Annotated in this window: 17 protein-coding genes and 2 pseudogenes; 12 read left to right on the top strand and 7 right to left on the bottom strand. The window is 63.1% G+C overall.

What is annotated here, in order from left to right; translation table 11 throughout:
* Positions 1-156: 156 nt before the first annotated feature.
* The gene (locus I6F36_RS24055; protein WP_225148541.1) at positions 157-1,089 is read left to right on the top strand and encodes an AraC family transcriptional regulator; all 933 of its coding nucleotides are present in this window, start codon (positions 157-159) and stop codon (positions 1,087-1,089) included.
* Positions 1,090-1,116: 27 nt separating this feature from the next.
* On the opposite strand, the gene I6F36_RS24050 is transcribed toward I6F36_RS24055, so the two are convergent.
* Positions 1,117-1,977: a catalase gene (locus tag I6F36_RS24050; protein ID WP_225172305.1), complete on the bottom strand. Its 861-nt coding sequence runs from the start codon at positions 1,975-1,977 to the stop codon at positions 1,117-1,119.
* A 530-nt stretch (positions 1,978-2,507) separates the two neighbouring features.
* Between I6F36_RS24050 and I6F36_RS24045 the strand changes: the two genes are divergently transcribed.
* Positions 2,508-2,663 carry a hypothetical protein gene (locus tag I6F36_RS24045; RefSeq protein ID WP_225130242.1) on the top strand — a complete coding sequence of 52 codons (156 nt, stop codon included), beginning with the start codon at positions 2,508-2,510 and terminating at the stop codon, positions 2,661-2,663.
* 114 nt (positions 2,664-2,777) lie between these two features.
* A pseudogene (locus tag I6F36_RS24040) lies at positions 2,778-2,970 on the top strand (type III glutamate--ammonia ligase); the annotation flags it as partial.
* A 14-nt stretch (positions 2,971-2,984) separates the two neighbouring features.
* Here the strand turns inward: I6F36_RS24040 and I6F36_RS24035 are convergent.
* From I6F36_RS24035 to I6F36_RS24025, 3 genes and pseudogenes are all read right to left on the bottom strand, one after another.
* Positions 2,985-4,088: a murein L,D-transpeptidase family protein gene (locus I6F36_RS24035; protein ID WP_036029291.1), complete on the bottom strand. Its 1,104-nt coding sequence runs from the start codon at positions 4,086-4,088 to the stop codon at positions 2,985-2,987.
* A gap of 40 nt (positions 4,089-4,128) precedes the next feature.
* Positions 4,129-4,212: pseudogene (locus tag I6F36_RS24030) on the bottom strand (nitroreductase); the annotation flags it as partial.
* 426 nt (positions 4,213-4,638) lie between these two features.
* Complete coding sequence (locus tag I6F36_RS24025) at positions 4,639-5,499, bottom strand: helix-turn-helix domain-containing protein (RefSeq protein WP_109142911.1); 861 nt, start codon at positions 5,497-5,499, stop codon at positions 4,639-4,641.
* Between the two features lie 211 nt (positions 5,500-5,710).
* On the opposite strand from I6F36_RS24025, the gene I6F36_RS24020 reads away from it, so the two are divergent.
* The 6 genes from I6F36_RS24020 to I6F36_RS23995 are packed head-to-tail and all read left to right on the top strand — an operon-like array spanning position 5,711 to position 12,772.
* On the top strand, positions 5,711-7,288 hold the full coding sequence (locus tag I6F36_RS24020; protein ID WP_225133261.1) for an ABC transporter substrate-binding protein: 1,578 nt from the start codon (positions 5,711-5,713) through the stop codon (positions 7,286-7,288).
* Positions 7,285-8,286, top strand: coding sequence for an ABC transporter permease (locus tag I6F36_RS24015; RefSeq protein WP_225114620.1), 1,002 nt, complete (start codon positions 7,285-7,287; stop codon positions 8,284-8,286). Before I6F36_RS24020 ends, I6F36_RS24015 begins: the two co-directional genes overlap by 4 nt.
* Entirely contained in the window at positions 8,286-9,119 is an 834-nt protein-coding gene (locus I6F36_RS24010) for an ABC transporter permease (RefSeq protein ID WP_036008084.1), read from the top strand. The genes I6F36_RS24015 and I6F36_RS24010 overlap by 1 nt, the downstream gene beginning before the upstream one ends.
* Positions 9,116-10,804: an ABC transporter ATP-binding protein gene (locus I6F36_RS24005; RefSeq protein WP_036008080.1), complete on the top strand. Its 1,689-nt coding sequence runs from the start codon at positions 9,116-9,118 to the stop codon at positions 10,802-10,804. The genes I6F36_RS24010 and I6F36_RS24005 overlap by 4 nt, the downstream gene beginning before the upstream one ends.
* Positions 10,801-12,096: an ArgE/DapE family deacylase gene (locus I6F36_RS24000; RefSeq protein WP_036008078.1), complete on the top strand. Its 1,296-nt coding sequence runs from the start codon at positions 10,801-10,803 to the stop codon at positions 12,094-12,096. Before I6F36_RS24005 ends, I6F36_RS24000 begins: the two co-directional genes overlap by 4 nt.
* 40 nt (positions 12,097-12,136) lie before the next feature.
* Positions 12,137-12,772: a pyridoxamine 5'-phosphate oxidase family protein gene (locus I6F36_RS23995; RefSeq protein WP_036008074.1), complete on the top strand. Its 636-nt coding sequence runs from the start codon at positions 12,137-12,139 to the stop codon at positions 12,770-12,772.
* A 154-nt stretch (positions 12,773-12,926) separates the two neighbouring features.
* Here the strand turns inward: I6F36_RS23995 and I6F36_RS23990 are convergent, their stop codons facing one another.
* On the bottom strand, positions 12,927-13,205 hold the full coding sequence (locus I6F36_RS23990) for a hypothetical protein (protein ID WP_338076614.1): 279 nt from the start codon (positions 13,203-13,205) through the stop codon (positions 12,927-12,929).
* 27 nt (positions 13,206-13,232) lie between these two features.
* Positions 13,233-13,424 carry a hypothetical protein gene (locus tag I6F36_RS23985; protein WP_157784018.1) on the bottom strand — a complete coding sequence of 64 codons (192 nt, stop codon included), beginning with the start codon at positions 13,422-13,424 and terminating at the stop codon, positions 13,233-13,235.
* Positions 13,425-13,673: 249 nt separating this feature from the next.
* Here I6F36_RS23985 and I6F36_RS23980 point away from each other — a divergent pair, with 249 nt between their 5' ends.
* Positions 13,674-14,531, top strand: coding sequence for an SDR family oxidoreductase (locus I6F36_RS23980; RefSeq protein WP_225172304.1), 858 nt, complete (start codon positions 13,674-13,676; stop codon positions 14,529-14,531).
* A 64-nt stretch (positions 14,532-14,595) separates the two neighbouring features.
* On the opposite strand, the gene I6F36_RS23975 is transcribed toward I6F36_RS23980, so the two are convergent.
* Positions 14,596-15,111 (bottom strand): ferritin-like domain-containing protein, encoded by a 516-nt coding sequence (locus tag I6F36_RS23975; protein WP_036008066.1) that lies wholly within the window; start codon positions 15,109-15,111, stop codon positions 14,596-14,598.
* An 87-nt stretch (positions 15,112-15,198) separates the two neighbouring features.
* Between I6F36_RS23975 and I6F36_RS23970 the strand changes: the two genes are divergently transcribed.
* A complete protein-coding gene (locus I6F36_RS23970; RefSeq protein WP_036029310.1) occupies positions 15,199-15,393 on the top strand; it encodes a hypothetical protein in 195 nt (64 codons plus the stop codon).
* A 484-nt stretch (positions 15,394-15,877) separates the two neighbouring features.
* Positions 15,878-18,199: a molybdopterin guanine dinucleotide-containing S/N-oxide reductase gene (locus I6F36_RS23965; protein WP_225172303.1), complete on the top strand. Its 2,322-nt coding sequence runs from the start codon at positions 15,878-15,880 to the stop codon at positions 18,197-18,199.
* Positions 18,200-18,219: the final 20 nt, after the last annotated feature.

Below are 18,219 nucleotides of genomic sequence, written 5' to 3'. Positions count from 1 at the left end.
AATGGACAAAATCGCTGACGTTCTCGAGCAGACATCGAGCTTTGTGTCACGAAACTGCCACGACGAAACTGGACGACCGTGCGCTAGCGTCAGATAATGGTTCACGAAATCACGTGCGGGCGCTTGTCAGTCCAACTTCGCTGAGAGAGTTATCCTATGACCCAGGCGAGCGCCTTCGGCCGGAAGCTCGGGCGGTTTTTGCATCTGAAGGATGCGCCGCCCTCGCTGATAACGAGTTCGCTGCGCGGGGTGGAGCTCGCGGTCACCGAAACCCGGGATGACAATCCAGTGCCGGGTCTTTCCGGTTCCTTTACCGCGGAGGATGCTTTCGTCGTCAGCCTCAAACTTCACGATTATCCCGACTGCGAACTCTGGGAAAATGGCAAGTGCGTGATGAAAGCGGATGTTCCCGCGGGAGCGACCTATCTGTACGATCTCAAGCGCGATCCGCGCTACGTGATCGACAAGCCGTTCCACTCCCTGTTTTTCTATTTGCCGCGCTCGGCGCTCGACGCTCTCACTGAGCAGCCCCGCATGCCGCGCGTCGGTCAGCTTGCCTGTGAACTCGGCGTAGGCCATGACGACACGGTCGTCCGTCATATCGGCGCGTCATTGCAACAAGCGCTGCGTCGACCAGACGAGACGAACCAGCTTTTCATCGATCACATGATGCTCGCGCTCACCGCACACGTCGCCCAGGCCTACGGCGGGCTACGTCCTTGCACTGAACCGAATCGCGGCGGCCTTGCGCCGTGGCAGGTCAAGCGCGTCTGCGAAAGGCTGGAGTCCGATCTCGGCGGAAAGCTTTCGTTGCAGGAAATCGCGGCCGAGTTCGATCTTTCGATCAGCCACTTTTCGCGCGCGTTTCGCATCTCCACCGGCCTGCCGCCGCACCAGTGGCTGCTGCGCCAGCGTGTGAAGGCGGCCAAGCAACTGATGACGGTTCGCGACCTGTCGCTGTCGGAAATTGCAATATCGGCCGGGTTCGCCAATCAAAGCCACTTCACGAGGGTGTTTTCGTCTGTGGTCGGCGTCAGCCCGGGAACGTGGCGCCGCGAGGCGCAGGGTGCACCGGAAAGCAAGAAGTGATCGGAGCCCCGGCAGAAGCCTTTTCGCTCAGCGACGCGTTGCCTGCGAGATAGCGTAAGCGGCGCGACGCAGCGCAAACATCTCGTCCAACGGATGACCGATTCCTTCGGCCAGAGTTGCCGGATTGAACACGGGTTCGTCGCAGGCATCATTTTCTTCGACACCAGTGATCACGATCGTTCCCAGCCGTACCGCTTCGCGTCCGTCCTCATCGGGCCATCGGACGGTCACGTCCATGACCGGGTCGCCCGGACGGTCCAGCAGCGCCATCACACTGAACCTCATATCGCGAGTCGCGATCCGGGATTCGAGGTCGTGCAGCAGCTCGGTGGGTTTTGCGTTGGCTGCGGCCCTGCGCCTCGCCGCCTGTTCGCCGACTGGTGTGACCTTGAACTTGATGAACCTTGTCTCGCCTCTTGAATTGGTCGCGGGAAACGCGTGCACGCCCCAATAGGTTGTTGAGGCAAAGCTTGCGGCAGGCGGATGCGCGGCGATGTAGCTTGCCTGATGCAGCGTCTCGGGATTGGCAACTGAAAATGTCTCGACCATTTCCAGATCCGGCTTGCCGTCGGGTCCTGGAGTACGTGCTCGAAGGAAAGCCAGCATCTGGTCGGGGGTCCTCGCGAAATGAACCGGGGCACTCTGGGTTAAAATATCCGAGCGCTCGCCATCGCTGCCAAGCCGGAAGCTGAATCCGCGCAATAACAGGTAGTTGGTGTCTGGGCCTTCCGCCACCGAGAAGCGCGCCAGGAGGCGCGAAGGCTTGGTGAAGCTACAGGATTTCGTGATCTCCTTCGCCTGGTCCGATGGGGTATAGGTGCCGCGAACGCATCGGCCATTGGCAAAGCTCGCACGTGACTTTGGCGGAAGGCCGGCAACCGTCTTCATGGCGGCGACTATGGATGCGGAGCCGGCAAGGCCGCGGGGGAACTTGGGCAGGACGGGACCTCGTGATCTAGAGTTGGTAAATCTTGGGCAGGACAACTTGGGCGTCTTTCCCGAATCCTTCCCGCCTTGTCTGTTTCTGCGACAAAGCTTGCCGACGGCAGCATCCCCGATGCGTACCGTTCGCAGGACCTCAGTTCGCTTCTGGTCCGGAGCTGACGCGAACGCTGCAGCTGGCGAAGCCCGCCTTGAGGGGAGCAGACGAGCAGCCGCTTACGTTCTGACGCTTAGCAATCGCGGAGCTCTCTCTGGACAGAGAACCTTCAAAAGACGATCGGCCACTCTTACCTAGGGCGTCAGCTCGACCACTGCGTTGGGGCTGCCCAGTCCGGTGCTGCACCACCGCCAATACACCTTCAGAAGCGAATTTTGGCCAAGGCTGATGCTTGGTCCGCCATTTCGGGCCAGGACCACGCATGTAGTGCAGCTCGGGCCGGTAGCTATCGCGTAGGTCCAAAAATAGGTTCTGAAGAATGCTGGCGATGTCGGACACGGTCACAGCCGTCTTCGAGCAAAAAACAGACTTTGCGGACCAGCGCGCAGAAGCCGGTGCGATCACACGAGGACTGACAATGTTTTTCCAGATCATCGTTTTTCTCCGTCCGCTTGGATGTCGGCCGATGATTTAGCGGATCGGGTCTGCTGCTGCGCCAGAGCGATTGCCGTACCTACAGAGCGATTGCTGCTAATGCATGCGCCCGGCCAATCGGTCGGGCCTCCGCAGGTTCCGCGAGAGCTTCAGGCACACCGTGACCTCGGCCAAGCGGCTCCCGATGAATCTGCTCGATGCCTTGCGAGCGCTCGAACATTTCAAGCGTGCTGCGGGATCATCTCGGGGAGTTCGTACCCGCCTATCTCAAGCTGAAGCATGAGGAGTGGAACGACTACGCACGCCATCTGACCCAATGGGAGCGAGACAACACTCTGGACTGTTGAGTTGCAACAGGTGTTCAGCACTGGCGCGATGGGAAGCCGGCACGCGCCGTATCACACACAGACGATCTGGAGGACCAGGTACCAAACCATTTGCTCGTCAACGAACCATCATTGTCGGTCCAGGGGATCGGTGGCAATTGCGGCAGGTACGATGCATATGGCATCACTTTCGCAAGCGTCACCCTGCCCGGGTACCGTGCGAGAAAAGCCTTGTTCATTCCGCCGTCGAATCCGCTGTAGATCGGGGCAACTGGCACGTTGTCTTCAAGCAATTGCGCGTACGCGCGCTCGTCGGCGCGCCGCTTTTCCAGCGCCCTTCGCGCGATTTCCGGATTGACGACAAAGGGAGGGCATTTCTCGATCGGATTGAACACGAGAGGGTGCGGCGAATTCGGGGAAGGTTGCGCATCGAACACATAGCGGCGGTTACACACATCCACTTTGGGTTCGAGCTGTGTCGTCTCGAAATGATCGTTGCCGACCTTGAGCATTTCCCAGAAGGGCAGGTTGGGATTGTTTCGATGGCGCGCCAGATTCACCGGTGTCAGGCGGAACGGATAGGCTTGGACCTGGAACGATGTTCGGCCGCCGCGGAATGAGTCACGCGCCAGCGAATAGATCTCGCTGATCTGTTCGTCCGTCATGGCATAGCAACCGCTCGACCAGCAGTCGCCGTGGATCATGAGGAAGCTGCCGTTTCGCTTGTTTGCCCTGTCGAAGCTGTTCGGATAGCCGAGGTTGATCGAGAGATAGAAATTGGAGTTGGGGTTCATCAACTCAGGCGTAACTGTATAAAACCCTTCCGGAGCCTGTCGGTCGCCCTCGTACAATTTCGGCCCGAGATCGCCCGACCACCGGCAGATCGGATAGGTCTTCAGCAATTGGAAACGGCCGGCCGTGTCCTGCTTCCAGACTTCGAGCTCTGCCTCGTCCTTGAAAAGACGCACAAGGATAGGGGAATATTTCGGCATCTTCTTCTGTTCGAGCAGCGCGAGCAGCTCGGCCGGCAATTCCTGCGTCGCCTTGGCGGGCAACGGCTTGCTGCTTTCGCCAAAGCATGTGGCAGGTGCTAAGGCAGCGGCAAAAGCCGCCGCCAGCACAATTGCGTGTCGGACCATGGCGCATATCACTGCTGTACCTCCAGCCCGTCGCGCGCCGCTATTTCTCAAATCCGACGAACATCGTAGCCTCCTCGACCGACTTCCGCTCTGACACCATCGCATTCGCCGGAAAAGTCTCGTCATTCTACCCCCGATGTCGCCGAACCACCGGACGCTGCTTCAGCAGTTCGACGCCGCGCCGGCAAGCACGCGAAGGCGCAACACAAGTCGTTCGATTGCAAGACTATGGATCAATCGGACGACATCGTCTACGGAGTGAACGACCTCGAGGCAATGTGCTCTCCGCAAGCCTCGCCGGTTCGGCAGGCTCGGCTGAACTCGACGAGAGGTGATCGCGCTGGTGCACCGTGCCTCGCCGGTACCTCCGGCAGGCGCCAGGCGATCCATCACGGCGCCTGTACGCTTCAGCGCGCGATGACACATCATGGTTCTGCTGCAAGATGGTCCCCGCTCCGGGCGAAGGCACGCGCTGGCGCGACCACCATTACTACAAGATGGCTGTCTCAGCGCGGTTTTCATCTCGACGAACCGGCGTCGTCGCTAGCGACTAGCGCAGCACGACTTCTTGATCTGTCCAGCGAAGATAATGCCGCGGTGCAGCGCCTAGCTCGCGCTTAAACATGGCGGCGAATGCGCTCGGGCTGTCATAGCCCACGTCCAGCGCTACGCATGTGACGGGTTCGCCTGCGCCCAGGCGTGCCAAAGCTTCCAGGAGCCGCACGCGTTGTCGCCACATTGAAAAGCTCTGACCGGTCTCGCGGCGGAACAGCCTCGTCAGCGTTCGCCGGCTGAGGCTGTATTTGTCTGCCCAGTCGTCGAGCGTAAGGTCCGAGGAGGGGTCGCCAAGCACTGCCTTACAGATCGCCGCAAGGCGGGGGTCCGGTGGCACCTGCACGTGAAGCGTCACCTCCGGCATGTGTGAGATCTCGGCGAGCAGGAGTTCGAGAAGCTTGCCGTCGCGTCCGTCCTGGTCGTAGGTCTGCGGCATCCGCACCGCCTCGTCCATCAGGGCTTCGACGAGCGAGGATGCACGAATCAGGCGGCACGTCTCCGACGTTCCTCGTCGGCGATCAGGCGTGACATAGATCGTCTGGGCCTCGACTTCACCCCAGGCGCGCGACTGATGTACAACGCCAGCCGGAATCCATAAACCATGCCCGGGTGGAACCACGAAATGACCGCGCTCGGTCATCATCGCCGTGACGCCGGTGATCTGCAGGATGAACTGGTCGCGCCGATGCGCGTGCCGCGTGCTGGTGCTCTCGTTTGGATAAGTTGCGGTCATCGCGGCGACCGGCCGCGCGATCGTCTGAAGTTGTCCGGCATAGTTGGCGGCCGCTGCGGGGCCCTCCTGTTTGCTGCAGGTGCGCAATTCGCCAGTCACATCTCGCCGCGCTACGACTTTCACGTGTCGTGAACTCCCGATCCAAGTCCTTTTCTGCAAGGCTCTTATGCATCTTCCGGGCCAGATATGGCCCGATCGCGATGGTTCTTGTCCCCGATCAGGTAGCGCGGGACAGGGCGTTTGGCAACAATGCTCGCGCCGGCCAGATTCGTCAAAGCCGAATACGGCATCTGGCGAGGTCCTTCTCACGCCGATATGCGACACGGAGAGCTCGATGAACAGACGCGAATTCACCCAGGCCATGCTGGCCGCCGGCGCCGCTATCCCCTTCGGCATCACGCGAGCGGCCGGCCAGACCCGCGGTGGAACACTCAACACCATCATCCAGCCCGAGCCGCCGCTGCTGGTCACCGCCTTCAACCAGCAGCAGCCGACGCTGACGCTCGGCGGCAAGATCTACGAGAGTCTTCTCAAATATGGCGCTGACCTCAAGCCGATGCCGGGCATGGCGCAGTCCTGGGAGATTTCGCCGGACGGGCTGACCTATACGTTCAAGCTGTTTCCCAACATCACCTTCCACGACGGCAAGCCGATGACGTCCGAGGACGTCGTGTTCAGCTGCATGAAGGTGTTGACCGAGACGCATCCGCGCGCGCGGCAGAATTTTGCGCGCGTCGCTTCGGCCGAGGCGCCCGATCCGCTCACCGTCGTGTTCAAGCTGAAGCAGCCCTTTGCGCCGTTCCTCGGCTGCTTTGACTGCACCTCGGCGCCGATCGTGCCAAAGCACATCTATGAAGGCACCGACTACCGCAAGAACCCGCTGAACGACAAGGCGATCGGCACCGGCCCATTCAAGCTGAAGGAATGGGTGCGCGGCTCGCATGTCCATCTGGTGCGCCATGAAGGATACTATCTGAAGGACCAGCCGCACCTGGATGAGATCATCTACCGCATCATCCCGGATTCGGCATCGCGCGCGCTGGCGCTGGAGAACGGCACGGTGCAACTCGCGCAATGGACCGACGTCGAGTTCTTCGACGTGCAGCGCTTCAAGGCGCAGAAGAACCTCGAAGTCACCACCAAGGGCTATGAGTATTTCGCGCCGCACCAGTGGCTCGAGATGAACAACCGTATCGCGCCGATGAACGACAAGCGCTTCCGGCAGGCGGTGATGCACCTGATCGACCGCGACGCGCTCGCCAAGCGGGTCTATTTCGGCAGCGCCAAGGTGGCGACCGGGCCGATCTCGTCCAAGACGAAATTCTACGACGGCAAGGTCAAGCGCTACGACTATTCGATCGACAAGGCCAAGGCGCTGCTCGACGAGATGGGGCTGAAGCCCGACACCAACGGCAAGCGCGCTGAGATCAAATACATCGTGCCGCCTTACGGCGAATCCTATCAGCGCGCCGGCGAGTTCTTCCGCCAGAGTTTTGCCCGCGTCGGCATCGATCTCGTCCTCGTCGGCACCGACATGGCCGGCTGGGCCGAGAAGGTCGGCAACTGGGACTATGAGATGACCCAAAACCTGCTCTACCAGCTCGGCGATCCCGCGCTCGGCGTCTCCCGCACTTACGTGTCGTCGAACATCAAGAAAGGCATCCTGTTCTCGAATACCGAAGGCTATTCCAACCCTGAGGTCGATAGGCTTTTCGACGAGGCCGCGGTCACGCTCGACGAGGCCAAGCGACTGGAGCTTTATTCAAAGGTGCAGCAGATCCTGGTCGAGGACGTGCCGGTCGCCTGGACGCTGGAGCTCGAATATCCCATCATCTACGACAAGGCGTTCAAGAACATCGTGTCGACCGGCATCGGCTCGCACGAAACCTTCGGGTCGGTCTACAAATCGTGATCCGTCTCGGCAGCGCGGCGACGATCGGGCTGATGGCACTGAGCCGGATTGCCCAGCTCGTCGCCGTCATCCTCGTCATCGCCACTTTCAACTTCGTGCTGGTGCGGGCCGCCCCTGGCGATCCCGCCCAGGTCATGGCCGGCCAATCCGGCGCGTCCGATCCGAAGCTGCTGGAAGATCTGCGCAAGGAATATGGGCTCGACAAGCCCTACGCCGTGCAGCTCGCAAGCTATCTCGGCCGCGTCGTCAGGCTCGACCTCGGCTATTCCTACCGCCAGCGCCGCGCGGTGGTCGATCTCATCCTGGAAAGGCTGCCGGCGACGCTGCTGTTGACGGTGACGGCCTTCTGCCTCGCGCTGCTGATCGGCACGACCCTCGGCGCGCTCGCGGGGCTGGCGGCGGGCAGCGTGCTCGATACGGTCTTCACCGTGCTGTCGCTGGTGCTTTATGCGACGCCGGTGTTCTGGCTGGGGCTGATGCTGGTGCTGGTCTTCTCCGTGACACTCGGCTGGCTGCCGCCGTTCGGTTACGAGACCATCAACGTCAAGCTCTCGCCGCTGGAGCATGCGCTCGACATCGCCAAGCACATGATCATGCCGGTGACCTCGCTGGCGGCGATCTATCTCGCGATCTATGCCCGGCTGATGCGATCCTCGATCATCGAGGTCGCCCAGCAGGACTTCATCAAGACCGCGCGCGCCAAGGGCCTGTCCGGGCCCAGCATTGTGGTCGGCCACATGCTGCGCAACGCGCTGGTGCCCGTCGTCACCGTGGCCGGCATGCAGGCCGGCGCGCTGGTCGGCGGCGCCGTGGTCATCGAGACGGTGTTCGCCTGGCCGGGCCTCGGCCGGCTGACCTTCGATGCGCTGCTCCAGCGTGATTATCCCGTGCTGCTCGGCATTTTTCTCATTCTGTCGATCGTGGTCATCGTGCTCAATCTGCTGACCGACCTGATCTACAGGCTGATCGATCCCCGCATGACGACAGGAGCTGCGTGATGGATGCGGTTCGCGCCTTCCTGCGTCATCCTAGCGGCATGGTCGGCCTCGTAGTGCTGCTTGTCGTGGTCGTCATCGCGCTCATCGCGCCCACCGTCTTTCCGGTCTCGCCCTGGGAAATGGTCAGCGCGCCGTTCACGCCGCCCGGCGAGGACGGCCTGCTGCTCGGCGGCGACACGCTCGGCCGCGACGTTGCGGCCGGCGTTGCCTATGGTGCCCGCGTGTCGCTCGTCATCGGCATCGCCTCGGCCATGGCGGCTATGGTGATCGGCGTCACGATCGGCGCAATTTCCGGCTATTTCGGCGGCAAGGTCGATCTCGTGCTGATGCGGGTGACCGAGCTGTTTCAGACCATCCCCGCTTTCGTGCTTGCGATCCTCTTGGTCGCGACCTTCAACCCGTCGCTGCTGACGATCATCCTGACCATCGGTGCCGTGAGCTGGCCGCCGCTGGCGCGCCTCACCCGCGCCGAGTTCCTGCGTCTGCGCAATCGTGAATTCGTCGAAGCCGCGCTGTGCCAGGGCGAGGGCACCTTGCAGATCGTGCTCGGCCATATCCTGCCCAATGCGATCTCGCCGATCCTGGTCGTGACCTCCCTGACGGTCGCCACCGCCATCCTGCTCGAAAGCGCGTTGTCCTTCATGGGCCTTGGCGATCCCAATCTGATGTCCTGGGGTTTCATGATCGGAGCCGGCCGCACCGTCATCCGTAATGCCTGGTGGATGAGCGTGTTTCCGGGGCTCGCGATCCTCATCACCGTGCTTGCCATCAACCTGTTCGGCGAAGGTCTCTCCGATGTGCTCAATCCGCGTGTATCGAGGCGCCGGTCATGAGCGAGGCCGTGCAAGCCAAGGCACCCGTTCTGTCGGTCGAGGGGCTCTCGATCGCGCTGCCCGAAGGCGGCGATCGCCCGTTCGCGGTCGAGAACGTCTCCTTCCAGGTCAAGCCCAACGAGGTCGTCTGTCTCGTCGGCGAGTCCGGCTCGGGCAAGTCGATGATTGCCCATGCGGTGCTGTCGCTGCTGCCGAAGAGCGTCAATATTGCCGCGGGCGCCGTGACTGTCGCAGGACAAGATCCGGCAAAGCTCGACCGGCAGGCGCTGCGACGCCTGCGCGGCGGCGAAGCCGCGATGATCTTTCAGGAGCCGTTGTCCTCGCTGAATCCGCTCAAGCGGGTTGGCAGGCAGATCGAGGAGATGATCCTCACCCACCAGAAGCCGGTGCCGTCGGCAATTGAGGTGCACGAACGCGTGCAGCAGCTCCTGACGCAGGTCGGGCTGCCAAATCCAAAGCTGCTTGAGAAGAGCTATCCGTTCGAGCTGTCCGGCGGCCAGCGCCAGCGCGTCATGATCGCGATGGCGATGGCCAACCGTCCGGCACTCCTGGTCGCTGACGAGCCGACCACAGCGCTCGACGTCACCACCCAGCGTCAGATCCTGCGCCTGATCGACGATCTCCGACGCGACCGCGGCATGGGCGTGCTGTTGATCACCCATGATTTCGGCGTCGTTGCCGATGTCGCCGACCGCGTCGTGGTGCTTCGTCACGGCAAGGTGGTGGAGCAGGGGACGGTCGAGGAAGTCCTGCGCAGTCCTAAGGCTGACTACACCCGCGAGTTGATCGATGCCGTTCCGAAGGCGCGGCTCGACGAGATCCGCCGCACCGCGGTCCATCCTACACCGCTGCTCGAAGTTATCGGTCTTGAGAAGACATTCCGGGTCAAGCGCGGCCTGTTGCAGCCGCCGCGCGAGGTCGTCGCGGCCGACGGCATCTCGCTGACCTTGTACGAGGGCGAGACGCTCGCCGTCGTCGGCGAATCCGGGTCCGGCAAGTCGACGCTCGGGCGCATGATCATGCGTTTGACCGAGCCGGATGGCGGTGCCATCCGCTTCAACGGCCAGGATCTGCGCCAGCTCCGCGGCGAGGCGCTCCGCCAGGCGCGAAAACAGCTCCAGATCGTGTTCCAGGATCCGTTTGCGAGCCTCGATCCGCGCCAGAAGGTCGGCGATGCCATTGCGCGCGGACCAATGGCCTTTGGCACGTCGCGCACGGAAGCGATGGAGCAGGCGAGAAAGCTGCTGGTGCGAGTTGGCCTCAACGCCGTCGCCGCCGATCGTTATCCCCACGAATTCTCTGGGGGCCAGCGCCAGCGCATCTGTATTGCGCGCGCACTGGCACTCAAGCCGCGCGTGCTCATCGCCGACGAAGCCGTGTCGGCGCTTGACGTTTCCGTCCAGGCTCAGGTGCTGGCGCTGCTTGCCGAGCTCCGGCAGGAGATGAAGCTCGCCATGATCTTCATCACCCACGACCTGCGGATCGCCGCCGAGATCGCCGACCGCGTCATCGTGCTCCAGAAGGGGCGCATCGTTGAAGAGGGCGCGACCGCGGACGTTTTCACGGCCGCTCAAGCCGCCTACACACGCGAGCTGCTCGATGCGATCCCGGGCCGCGATTTCTTCGACCAGCCGGGCTTTGCCAGCGTGACCGGCGCACTACCGACAGCGAGGATGAGTTCATGACCGACAGCCGTCCCCTTCCAGCCGGCGCGCGCGAGCGCATCGAGGCCGCTGTGGATGCCGCCTTCGACGAGCAGATCGACACCACGATCGCGTTCACGGCAATCCCGAGCACGCGCGCGGCGGAGGCGCCCTGTCAGGACATGTTCGCAAAGCTGTTGCGCGATCGCGGCTACGAGGTCGATGACTGGGTCATCAACCAGGACGATCTGAAGGCGCTGCCGGGCTATGGTCCGGTCGAGACCGATTTCTCGCGTGCCCGCTCCGTCGTCGGCACCTGCCGGCCGGCCAGGGAAGAGGGCCGCTCACTGATCCTTCAGGGCCATTGCGACGTCGTGCCGGCAGGTCCGCTCGACATGTGGGAGCGGCCACCGTTTCAGCCGGTGGTCGAGAACGGTTGGCTCTATGGTCGCGGCGCCGGCGACATGAAGTCCGGTACAATCTCGGCGCTCTACGCGCTCGATGCGATCAAGGCCGCGGGCTACAGGCCCAAGGGCCGCATCCACCTGCAATCGGTGATCGAGGAGGAGAGCACCGGACTCGGCGCGCTCTCCACACTTCAGCGCGGCTATCGTGCCGATGTCTGCATCCTGCCCGAACCGACCGACGAGAAGCTGATGCGTGCCCAGGTCGGCGTGATCTGGTTCCGCCTGAAAGTGCGCGGGATACCAGTCCATGTCGCACGCGCCGGCACCGGCTCAAATGCGATCAAGGCTGCAATCCACCTGATCCAGAAGCTCGAAGGTCTCGAGGCCGAATGGAACGAGCGCGCGAAGACGCACCCCTCGTTCAAATCGGTCGAGCATCCGCTCAACTTCAATCCTGGAATCATCAAGGGCGGTGACTGGGCCTCCAGTGTGCCCGCCTGGTGCGATGTCGATTGCCGCATTGGTGTGCTGCCCGGCTGGAAGGTCGCCGACGCCCAGGCCGAGATCGTGGATTTCGTAGCCAAGGCGGCGCGCTCGCATCCATTCCTCGCCAACAATCCGCCGGAGATCGTCTGGTCCGGCTTCCTGTCGCCGGGCTACGAGGCGACGGAGATTCAGGAAAGCGAGGCGGTTCTCGCTCCGGTCTACGAGCATGTGTTCGGCCGCAAGCTGACCAGCTTCTCGTCAACCGCACTGACCGATGCGCGCTTCTATGGTCTCGATTTTGGCGTGCCTGCGTTTTGCTTCGGCGCCACGATGGAAGGCGCGCACGGCTTCAACGAGCGCGTCGATCTCGCCTCGGTCAAGCGCGTCACCAAGGCGCTTGCGCTGTTCACCGCGAGCTGGTGCGGCATCGAGGCCAATTAGCCGAAAGAAGGAAACTCACCGCAAAAAGGGAGGTTCGCGATTGGGCAGCAAGGGTGCAGGCGGCAAGCCGCCGGTCAAGACGCAAGAGGATCTGCGCGCGCATTTCGGGCAGCTCAGCCCGCTCGCCGAGAAGAAGGTTCTCAGCCATCTCGACAGGTTCTGTCGCGACTTCATCGCGCTTTCCCCGTTCCTCGTCCTTGCCACCAGCGATGGCAACGGTCATGCCGATGCAAGCCCGCGCGGCGACGCGCCGGGCTTCGTCGCCGTGCTCGACGACAAGACGCTGCTGATTCCGGACCGGCGTGGCAACAACCGCGTCGACACCTTCGGCAATATCATCGCTTCCCCTGGCATCGGCCTGATCTTCCTGGTGCCGGGGATCAACGAGACCCTGCGCGTCAATGGCCGCGCCGAGATCTCGCAGGATGCCGAGCTGTTGACGCCGCTCGCGGTGCAGAACGTGGTCCCAATCATCGGGCTGAAGATCCATGTCGAGGAGACCTATTTTCATTGTGGCAAGGCGCTGATGCGCTCGAAGCTCTGGAATCCGGCTGCTCAGGTCGAGCGCAACAGTTTCCCGACGCTCGGCCGGATCATCGCCGAGCAGACTGTCGCCATCGCGGTCGAAGAGGCCGAGAAGACGATGGAAGAAGGATACCGTACGAGGCTCTACTGAGAATGACCAATCTGATCTAGCGGTCCGCCCTGCAGAAGGTTTCGACGATACGCTACATGCTCGCAGCCTGGCGCCCGTGAAATGTCTGCGAGGTAGGTAGCGAGCGGCAGCACTGAGCGCACAGACGCGACGAATCCGAACGGAAGCGGCATCGTCACGCTGCGAGGAAGAACCCGATGGCCGATGCCACGCTGTTGCCGCCGGCGCGCATGCCCGGAATGGCAACGAGCACTGCGCCGACGAGCAGAATGAGAACTGCAATGAGTTGCCGCTGGGACGGCACGCGCCGTGCGACAAGCAATCCTAGCAGAATGGTGAAGATCGGCAGCGAGCCGTTGGCGAACGCTCCCCCGTATGCCGCCGACGCCCCCTTCAACCCAAAGTACATCAGAATGCTGTATAGCGCGCCGGGACCACAAATTGACATCGACAGGATTGCGTGCAGCGGCAGGTGGCGCGGTCACCAGGCCTTGGCGAACGGAAGAACCAGGGCGCCGGTGACCAGGGACCGAAGTGCGGTCAAATCGAAGGGTGTCAGGCCGGATTGCATGCCGGCCCTCGAGAAGACGAGAAAGCCGGACCAGATGCAGAACACGCCGGCTGCGCTCAGGAGACCGAAAATCCGCTCGTTCGATTTGGCTACAGGTGTCAAGCCCGTGTCCGATTGCTTGAGATATCTTAGCGCACTTTAAAACACCTGCGAGTTTCAAGATGCTCTCCGCAACATGGCCCTCCAAGGTGCCGCCATGGTGAGCGATCCTTGGGAGTTTTTCTAGCCGAGAGTTCCGCAAGCCGCTGTAATCGGATCTCTGGGGTGCGGCCACGCTGTGCGATGACGGAATCAACGCCAGGAACACTTCCGGCGGCGCTCCGTTAGCGCAGCAAACGCCGGGAGTTGTCCATGACCAATTATCCAAAGCCGCCTTATCCTGCGCAGCAGCAGCTGATGCCGGGCTCGACGCGGGCCATGCAGCCGCGCCCGGATCATGGCGAGGAGAGTTACAAGGGCTCCGGCCGTCTTGCCGGAAAGAAGGCCATCATCACGGGCGGCGACAGCGGCATCGGCCGCGCGGTGGCGATCGCCTATGCGCGGGAAGGCGCGGATATCGTCATCTCCTATTTGAACGAGGAGGAGGATGCGGCCGAGGTCAAGGCGCTGGTCGAACGGGAGGGACGCAAGGCCGTCCTGATCCCGGGCGATATCAGCAATCCCGAACATTGCAGCGCCATCGTGCGTCGCACCGTCGAGGAGCTCGGCGGCATCGACATCCTCGTCAACAACGCTGCCCATCAGGCGACGTTCAAGGACATCGCGGATATCAGCGACGACGAATGGCGGCGGACGTTCGAGATCAACATCCACGCCATGTTCTATCTGGCCAAAGCCGCCGTCCCCCACATGCGGCCGGGCTCCGCGATCATCAACACGGCCTCGGTGAACTCCGACATGCCGAATCCGAGCCTGCTGGCCTACGCCACGACCAAGGGTGCGATCCAGAATTTCACCGGCGGGCTTGCGCAGATGCTGGCCGAGAAGGGCATTCGGGTCAATGCGGTGGCCCCGGGGCCGATCTGGACGCCGCTGATTCCCTCGACCATGTCGGAGGAACGGGTCAAGAACTTCGGCAAGCAGGTGCCGATGCAGCGCGCCGGCCAGCCGGCCGAGCTCGCAACCGCCTATGTCATGCTGGCCGATCCACTGTCGAGCTACACGTCGGGGGCGACGTTGCCCGTCACCGGTGGCAAGCCGTTCATCTGATCCGGGCGAGCACCGTGGCGGCACCGCACTACCGGCGTCGCCACTCTCAATCAGTAGCTTTCAATCACGCAGCGCTGGACGCCTTGGCGTTCACGCCTTTGCGCAGGGCCACCGTGTTCAGCTTGGTGTTGGCGGCCTTCTCTTCGTTCAGATTGGTGGTGAGGAAGCGCACGATGTCGTCGTGGCCGAGCTCTTCCGCCCAGGCGATCAGCGTGCCGTACCGGCACATTTCATAATGCTCCACCGCCTGTGCGTTGGCGACGATCGCGGCGTCCAGCACGGCCTTGTCCTCGATCTCGCCGGCGGTCTCGTCGGCTTCCTTGATCAGGCCGTCGATGGCCGGGCAATGCGTGCCGCTCGGCTCCTTGCCGAGCTTGGCGAAGACCTTGTCGAGGCGCTCGACCTGCTTGTTGGTCTCTTCCAGATGCGCCTTCAGCCCGGCGACGAGATCCCTGTTGGTGGCCTTGTCGATCATCTTCGGCAGCGCCTTCAGGATCTGCTGTTCCGCGTAGTGGATGTCTTGGAGCCCGTGCAGCAGCAGGTCTTCCATCGACTGGATGTCCTTGGTGAAGAATCCCATAAAAGACGTCTCCTTTTCACAATGATGGCAGTGGAACGCGGAGCGGCCGCCGCTGTTCCATTCCCGTGTGCAGATCGGGAGAGCCGAATGAGCGATGGAGTGGATCATTTTGTGGGCCTGCTCGGACGTGCGGCGATGGACGTATGGGGCGACATGCCTCGCGACATCCAGGAGGCACTGTTCGAGACCGCGATGAAGGGCCGCGACACCGAGCGTGAGGAGCTGGCGCGATTGCTGCACGAGCGGCATCCGCGCACGCTGCATCCGGCCCGGCCGGGCTGACGCCGGCGGGCTGGGAACGAACATGCGATCTCCTGATTGGTGAATCGGGTGGCGCCACACGGGCTCCAACGAGGACCGCGCGGGGCGCATCGCCCGAGCCTGTCAACCTGTGAGTCGACTGACGTGACTGAAAATATCGGCAAATGGTACGACCCGATTTCGGAGCGGTGGATCGTGCCTCGCCAACCCCACACCATCGCCGCGTTCGATCGGTCGAGCGCGGAGAACGTGCCGGAGGCGAACAAGAGAGAAGAGACGCAGCGGATCTGGAATCTGCTGGTCGATTGCTGCGCACGTGGATGATGCAGCGTCGGCGCCAAAACGAGCGACATGACGCGCTCGACGACGCTCGGGAGTGTCAACGGCCTTGAGGCTGGCATTGCGCGGGGCAGGTCAGCGTTCCCGTCAACCCTGATCTCGACGACGTCCGGAGCGGATCGGTATATTACCACCCCTGCCGACGCCGCCGGAACAAGGATCAGAGATGGACGATACGATTGGCTTCCCCGACCCCGGTCTTGACCTGTCGGACGGCTTCAAGCCGCACACCTCGCATTGGGGCGTATTCTCCGCGCGTCAGGGCGCGGCCGGGCTGGAGGTCAGGGCCTATGCAGGCGATCCCGATCCGAACGGCATCATCGACAATTTTCCCGGCGCGCTCCGCCACCAGGCGCGCATCGCCCAGCCGGCAATCCGCCGCGGCTGGCTCGAGCGCGGGCCGGGCCCCGACGATCGTCGCGGCCGTGACGAGTTCGTCTCCGTCAGCTGGGAGAAGGCACTGGATCTCCTCGGCGACGAGCTTGGCCGCATTCGCGACAATCGCGGACCCGGCGCCGTGTTCGGCGGCTCCTATGGCTGGTCAAGTGCCGGGCGCTTCCATCACGCCCAGAGCCAGGTGCATCGCTTCCTCAATATCGCGTTGGGCGGCTATGTGCGCTCGGTCAACACCTATTCGTCCGGTGCGTCCTCGATGCTGCTGCCGCAGATCCTGGCCGGCTACGAGGACATCACCAAGCGCAACGTCACCTGGGAGCAGATCGCGGCCGAGACCGACATCGTGCTGGCGTTCGGCGGCATGGCGCTGAAGAACTCCATGGTGGCCGGCGGCTCGATCAGCAAGCATGTCGAGCGCGGCGCCATGGCGGCGGCGCGGGCGCGCGGCTGCGAGTTCATCCTGGTCAGCCCGCTGCGCGACGATCTGCCGGTCGAGGCCGGCGCCGAATGGATGAGTTGCGTGCCCGGCACCGACACTGCCTTGATGCTCGGCATCGTCCATACGCTGGTCAGTGAGAAGCTGCACGACCAGGCCTTCCTCGATCGCTACACCGAGGGCTGGGCAATCTTCCTGCGATATCTCAACGGTGAGAGCGACGGGCAAGCCAAGCATGCCGAATGGGCCGCCGCGATCTCAGGCGTCAGTGCGGATGCGATCCGCAAGCTGGCGCGGCGTCTCGCCGGAAAGCGCGCGCTCGTCACCGTCTCCCATTCGCTGCAGCGCGCCGAGCATGGCGAGCAGCCGGTGTGGATGGGCATGGTGCTGGCGGCGGCCCTCGGCCAGATCGGCCTTCCCGGCGGCGGCTATGCCTATTCGCTGGGTGCGATCGGCTATTACGGGCGCCGCGTCAACGACGTGCCGGGACCGACGCTGGGGCAGGGCCGCAACGGCGTTGCCGATTTCATTCCGGTGGCGCGCATCGCCGACATGCTGCTCAATCCCGGCGCCACCTATCGCTACAACGGCGAGACGCGCACCTATCCGGATATTCGTCTGGTCTACTGGGCGGGCGGCAATCCCTTCCATCACCATCAGGATATCAACCGCCTGCGCAAGGCCTTCGCGAAGGTGGACACGCTGGTCGTGCACGAGCTCGCCTGGACCGCCACCGCCCGTCACGCCGATATCGTGCTGCCCGCGACGATGACGCTGGAGCGCGAGGACATCGGCTATTCCACCAACGATCCCCTGATGGTCGCGATGCACCGGATCGCCGAGCCGTTTGGGCTCGCGCGTGACGATTACGATATCTTCGCCGATCTCGCCGAGCGTCTCGGGGCGCGCGAGCCGTTCACCGAAGGGCGCACGTCGCGGCAATGGCTGGAGCATCTCTACGAGCCGACCCGCGCATCGCTCGCCAAGCGCGGCCTCGAAGCGCCGAGCTTCGAAGAATTCTGGGCGCGCGGCAGCCTGGTCGTGCCGCAGCAGCCCGATGACGGCGGCCGGCTGCGCCGCTTCCGCGAGGATCCCGTTAATCACGCTTTGCCGACGCCGAGCGGACGCATCGAGATCTACTCGGCCAAGATCGCGGGGCACGGTGATGCGGATTGTCCCGGACATCCGGTCTGGCTCGACAAGACCGATGTTCCCAAGCCGGGGGCACCGTGCTTCCTCGTCGCCAACCAGCCCGTGACGCGCCTGCACAGCCAGCTCGATTTCGGCGGACATTCGCTGGGCTCAAAGCATCGCGGCCGCGAGGTCGCGCGCATGAACCCGGTCGATGCACAGGCGCGCGGCATCAAGGACGGCGACATCATCCGCCTGTTCAACGAGCGCGGTGCCTGTCTCGCCGCGGTCCGCGTCACCGACGGCATCGTATCAGGCGTGGTTCAGCTGCCGACCGGCGCGTGGTACGATCCGATGGATCCGGAAGACGAGGCGCCGCTCTGCGTTCACGGCAATCCGAACGTGCTGACCCGCGACGTCGGCACCTCGTCCCTGGCGCAGGGCTGCACCGGCCAGTTGACGACCGTCGAGGTGGAGAAGTTCACCGGCAATCTACCGCCGATCCGCGCGTTCGATCCGGTTTAGGCAAACAAGGAGACCTTTAG

It is taken from the genome of Bradyrhizobium sp. BRP19 (assembly GCF_020194195.1).
Lineage (GTDB): Bacteria > Pseudomonadota > Alphaproteobacteria > Rhizobiales > Xanthobacteraceae > Bradyrhizobium > Bradyrhizobium yuanmingense.
Note: the sequence above shows the minus strand (reverse complement) of the source record. Positions and strands in the feature narration are given on the sequence as shown.